This window comes from Brachybacterium sp. HMSC06H03, from assembly GCF_001807385.1.
Lineage (GTDB): Bacteria > Actinomycetota > Actinomycetes > Actinomycetales > Dermabacteraceae > Brachybacterium > Brachybacterium conglomeratum.
On sequence record NZ_KV788947.1, the window covers coordinates 1 to 5,115 of the forward strand.

Consider the following 5,115-nt stretch of genomic DNA (forward strand, 5'->3'; position numbering starts at 1 on the left):
GTGGCGGCCGACGCGCCCGGCGCCGGGTCGGCTCAGATCACGCCGAAGGCGATCATCGCGTCGGCCACCTTGCGGAAGCCGGCGACGTTCGCGCCGAGCACGTAGTCGCCCGGGCGACCCATGTCCTCGGCGGTCTCGAGGCAGGTGGTGTGGATGTTCTTCATGATCTGCGTGAGGCGCTCCTCGGTGTGCTCGAAGCTCCACGCATCGCGGCTCGCATTCTGCTGCATCTCGAGCGCGCTGGTCGCGACGCCGCCGGCGTTCGCGGCCTTGCCGGGGCCGAAGGCGACCTCGGCCTCGCGGAACACGGTGACGGCCTCGGGGGTGCAGGGCATGTTCGCGCCCTCGGACACGGCGAGCACGCCGTTCTTCACGAGGGTCCGAGCGGCGTCCGCGTCGAGCTCGTTCTGGGTGGCGCTGGGCAGGGCGATGTCGGCCGGGACTTCCCAGACGCTGCCGCCCTTGACGAAGCGGGCTCCCTCACCGCGACGGTCGGCGTACTCGTGGATGCGACCGCGCTCGACCTCCTTGATCTGCTGGAGCAGCTCGAGGTCGATGCCGTTCTCGTCCACGACGTAGCCGGAGGAGTCGGAGGCGGTGATGGGGATGCCGCCGAGCTGGCGGGACTTCTCGATCGCGTAGAGCGCGACGTTGCCGGAACCGGAGACGGCGACGCGACGGCCCTCGAAGGACTTCCCGCGGGCCTGGAGCATCTCGTCGGCGAAGATGGCCGCGCCGTAGCCGGTGGCCTCCTTGCGCACGAGCGAGCCGCCCCAGTCCAGGCCCTTGCCGGTCAGCACGCCCGCCTCGTAGCGGTTGGTCAGGCGCTTGTACTGGCCGAAGAGGTAGCCGATCTCGCGGGCACCCACGCCGATGTCGCCGGCGGGGACGTCGGTGTACTCGCCCATGTGGCGGTGCAGCTCGGTCATGAACGACTGGCAGAAGCGCATGACCTCGCCATCGGAGCGGCCGTGCGGATCGAAGTCCGAGCCGCCCTTGCCGCCGCCGATGGGCAGACCGGTCAGGGAGTTCTTGAAGATCTGCTCGAAGCCGAGGAACTTCACGATGCCGAGGTTGACGCTCGGGTGGAAGCGCAGACCGCCCTTGTACGGGCCGAGCGCGGAGTTGTACTCGACGCGGAAGCCGCGGTTGACCTGCACGACGCCCTCGTCATCGACCCACGGGACGCGGAAGATGATCTGGCGCTCGGGCTCGCACAGCCGCATGAGGATCCCGTGGTCCTGGTACTCGGGATGCCGGGACTGCACGACCTCGAGGGACTCGAACACCTCCCGGACGGCCTGGTGGAACTCGGGCTCGCCGGGGTTCCGGCGGAGCACGCGGTCGAAGGTGTCCTGGAGCGTCGAGTCGAGCATCGCAGTCCTTTCAGGGGCCCGGAGGCCCGATGTCGCGGGGCCCTCGGGGTCGGAGGGCGGAGCGGGGCCAGAGTACGCGCACGGAGTCGGGCGGTCACGGGACGTTCAGTGAGTGAACATGCACGTGCCTGTCTCGCCATGCATCAGCGAGGCGGGGATCACAGCCGAGCGTCGTCGCGACGGCCCTCGAGGGCCTTCTCGTAGGCGGCGAGGGTCTCGTCGTCGAAGAGCACCAGGCGCAGCTCCCAGCGCCCGCCGAGCCGCGCCGCGATCTCGCGCAGGCTCGCGATCGCGATGCGTGCGGCGCGGTCGAGGGGGAAGCGGTAGGCGCCGGTGGAGAGAGAGGGGAAGGCGAGGCGGTGCAGATCGTGCTCGTGCGCGACCTCGAGGCAGCGTCGGTAGCAGGAGGCGAGCTCGGCGTCGCGGCGGGCGCGACCGGCCTCGTCGGCGTGGGCGGACCAGATGGGGCCGACAGTGTGCAGGACGTACGGGACGGGCAGGTCGTGCCCGCCGGTGAGCTTCGCGTCCCCGGTCTCGCAGCCGCCCAGGTTTCGACACTCGGCGAGCAGGTCGGGGCCGGCGGCGCGATGGATCGCGCCGTCGACCCCGCCGCCGCCGAGCAGGGTGGAGTTCGCGGCGTTGACGATCGCATCGACGTCGTCCACCTGGGTGATGTCGCCGCGACGCAGGCTGATCAGCGGGGGTCCGTCGACGGTCGTCATGGCATTCCTCCTCAGCGTGTCGGGCTCGGCAATGCCGGCGAAGGAGTCATCGAGTCCCGCGATCCGCCCGCGCCCGCGACGGCCCGCCGCGGACGACTCACTCCCCGACGGTCACCACGATCTTCCCGCTCGTGTGCCCCTCCATGCTCGCGCGGAACGCATCGGCGGCGTCGGCGAGGTCGAAGGTGCGCTCGACGTCGACGCGCAGCGAGCCGGCCTCGACCAGCTCGGCGAGCGCGGCGAGGTCCCCGGCGTCGGGCCGCACCCACAGGTAGGCACCGCCCGCCTCGGCGACGGAGTCGTCGGCGATCGAGGCGTGGCGACCGCCGGGGGCGAGCACGGCGAGGGTCTGCTCGAGCACGCCGCCCACGTAGTCCACGACGAGGTCGGCGCCCCCGGGGACCATTGCGCGGACGCGCTCCTCGAGCCCGTCCCCGTAGGTCACCGGCTCGGCGCCGAGGCCGCGGATCCGCTCGTGACTGCGCTCGGAGGCGGTGCCGATCACGCGGGCGCCGGCCGCGGCGGCGATCTGCACGGCGAAGGAGCCGACGCCACCGTTCGCGCCGTGGACCAGCACCGTCTGCCCGGCGGTGAGGCCGAGACGGTGCAGGGACTGGTAGGCGGTGAGTCCGGCGAGGGGCAGCGCACCGGCCTGGGCGAAGGAGAGGGAGTCGGGCTTGCGAGCGGCGGCACGCACCGGGACCGTCATCTTCTCGGCGAAGGAGCCGGCCTGGACCCAGTCCTTGCGGGCGTAGGCCATGACGGCGTCGCCGACGGAGAACTCCGGGACGTCCAGGCCCACCGCCGTGACGACACCCGCGACGTCCCAACCGGGGATCACGGGGAAGATGGTGGTCATCAGCGGGTCGAGGCCGCCGGAGAGGACCTTCCAATCCACGGGGTTCACTCCCGCGGCGCGCACGTCGACCAGGATCTCGCCAGGGCCGACCTTCGGGTCCTCGAGCTCGGAGAGGGTGAGGACCTCGGGGCCCCCGTAGCTGCTGTAGGTGATGGCCTTCATGAGGGTGTGCAACGCGCGGCGCCCTCCCCGCATTCCCGTGGGACGCGCGCGATCACGACCTCCGCCGGCCGCACGAGCTCCACCAGGCTGGCGGAGCCGGGCAGGGCGATGCCTCGGGCGGCGAGGCCGGGGCGGCACAGGAGGCGCCCCGGACGTCAGCTCCGCACGTCGAGCTCGCGCTGCACCCAGGCCGGGTCGTCGGTGGTGATCGTGTCGACGCCGCAGGCGAGAGCCACCTCGAGCTGGGCCGCGGTGTTCACGGTCCACGGGTTCAGACGCAGACCGGCCTCGTGCGCGGCGCGGGCGGCGCGGAGGGCGAGCCCGTCGATCGCCGGGCCGATCCCCGCGGCGCCGAGGTCCTTCGCGGTCCGGATCGTCTGCTCGGTGATCTGCTCGACGAGATACGAGACCGGTGTGCCAGGGCTGCCGCGACGGATCGCCTCGAGCGCCTCGGCGTGGAAGGAGATGACGGTGGAGGCCTTCGCCGCGGAGTCCTCCGGGAGCGCGGCGAGCTGCGCGGCCACTGCCTCGCCGGCACCGGCGACCTTGACCTCGATGAACAGGGGCACGGTGGTCGTCTCCAGCAGTTCGGCGAGCGAGGGGACCTTCTCCCCCTCCTCGAGCAGCACCGTGTCGAGCTCGGCACGGGTCAGCTCGCCGATGGCGCCGCTGCGCCGGGGCGAGTCCGCCGCGGCAGTGCGGTCGATGATCTCGTCGTGCATCACGACCACCTCGTTGTCGGCGCTGAGATGGACGTCGCACTCGAGCAGCTGGGCGCCGTCCTCGATCGCGCGGCGGAAAGCGGCGAGCGTGTTCTCGGGGGCGTGCGCGCTGGCGCCGCGGTGGCCGACGATCGCGGGGCGGGCGGGACGCTTCGGGGTCATGGTGCTCCTTGAGCAGTCGGGCGTGCAGTGGTCGGGGGGCGAGCTCGTGCGGGTCGGGGGCGGTCCGGTCGTCCGGCGTGGCGGGGCGCTCGGGACGAGGCGCTCCCGTCCCGGACCCCCAGCCTGCCGCGGGGCATGCCTTCGCCCCGTGCTCGACACGGGTGCGGGGCCGGTCGAGCCGCGGCCAGGGGCTTCCCCGTCCGCCGCCCCGCCCCTCACGTGCTCAGACCGGGACGTGGCGCTGGATCAGCGCCGCCGCCCAGACCGGGTCGTCGACGGTGAGGGTGTCGCAGCCGAGCTCGAGGGCCCGCTCGAGCTCCTCCTCGGTGCGTGCGGTCCACAGGTTCAGGGCGGCGCCGAGCTCGGCCGCGCGCTCGACGTCGGCCTGGCGGGCGTCGGCGATCCGCACGCCGGCGTGGACGACCCCGAGGTCGCGGCACGCCTGCCACCACTCGGGGCTCGTCGCGGTGGTGGTCAGCATCCGCGGGATCCAGGGCGCGACCTGCTGCGCGTGCTGCAGCGGCTCCTGGTGGAAGGAGAGCAGCACGGCCGGGGCGGCCGACGGGTCCGTCCAGGCCTCCGCGCCGGCGTCGCCGAACTCCTCGGCGAGGATCTCGAGCACCCGCTCCACGGCGCCCGGCGCCTTGATCTCCACCAGCAGCGGCACCCGGGTGCCGTCCTCGCGCACCGCCGCCTCGAGCACCTGGGAGAGGGTCGGGATGTGCTCGCCCTCCCCCACCAGCACACGGTCCAGCTGGGCGCGGGTCAGGTCGGCGACCGCGCCGGTGCGCAGCGGGGAATCGGCCTGCGCGGTGCGGTCCAGGGTCGCGTCATGGAGGATCACGTCCTGGCCGTCGGCGCTGAGGTGGACGTCGCACTCGAGCAGCGTCGAGCCCTCGGCGACGCCGCGCCGGAAGGAGCGCACGGTGTTCTCGGGGTCGAGGGCGGCGGCGCCCCGGTGTCCGACGAGGGCGGGCTGCGTGGGGGTCATGATGGGTGGTTCTCCTGGGTGGGATGGTCGGCAGGGCGAGCGGCCGGGGGCCGTCGCGTGCAGGCGGCCGGGTGAGCCGACGGGTCGTGCGGGCCGGTTCGCCCCGGGACGGCGGGGTCCC

Annotated in this window: 5 protein-coding genes; all 5 read right to left on the bottom strand. The window is 73.2% G+C overall.

The window, feature by feature from the left end; translation table 11 throughout:
• Positions 1-32: 32 nt before the first annotated feature.
• Positions 33-1,376, bottom strand: a complete 1,344-nt coding sequence (gdhA, locus tag HMPREF3159_RS14960) for an NADP-specific glutamate dehydrogenase (RefSeq protein WP_070501956.1) — start codon at positions 1,374-1,376, stop codon at positions 33-35.
• Between the two features lie 158 nt (positions 1,377-1,534).
• A complete protein-coding gene (locus HMPREF3159_RS14965; RefSeq protein WP_070501957.1) occupies positions 1,535-2,098 on the bottom strand; it encodes an O-acetyl-ADP-ribose deacetylase in 564 nt (187 codons plus the stop codon).
• A 97-nt stretch (positions 2,099-2,195) separates the two neighbouring features.
• Entirely contained in the window at positions 2,196-3,119 is a 924-nt protein-coding gene (locus HMPREF3159_RS14970) for an NADP-dependent oxidoreductase (protein WP_168165444.1), read from the bottom strand.
• Positions 3,120-3,274: 155 nt separating this feature from the next.
• Entirely contained in the window at positions 3,275-4,003 is a 729-nt protein-coding gene (locus HMPREF3159_RS14975; protein ID WP_070501961.1) for a glycerophosphodiester phosphodiesterase, read from the bottom strand.
• A gap of 223 nt (positions 4,004-4,226) precedes the next feature.
• On the bottom strand, positions 4,227-4,994 hold the full coding sequence (locus tag HMPREF3159_RS14980; protein WP_070501963.1) for a glycerophosphodiester phosphodiesterase: 768 nt from the start codon (positions 4,992-4,994) through the stop codon (positions 4,227-4,229).
• Positions 4,995-5,115 lie beyond the last annotated feature (121 nt).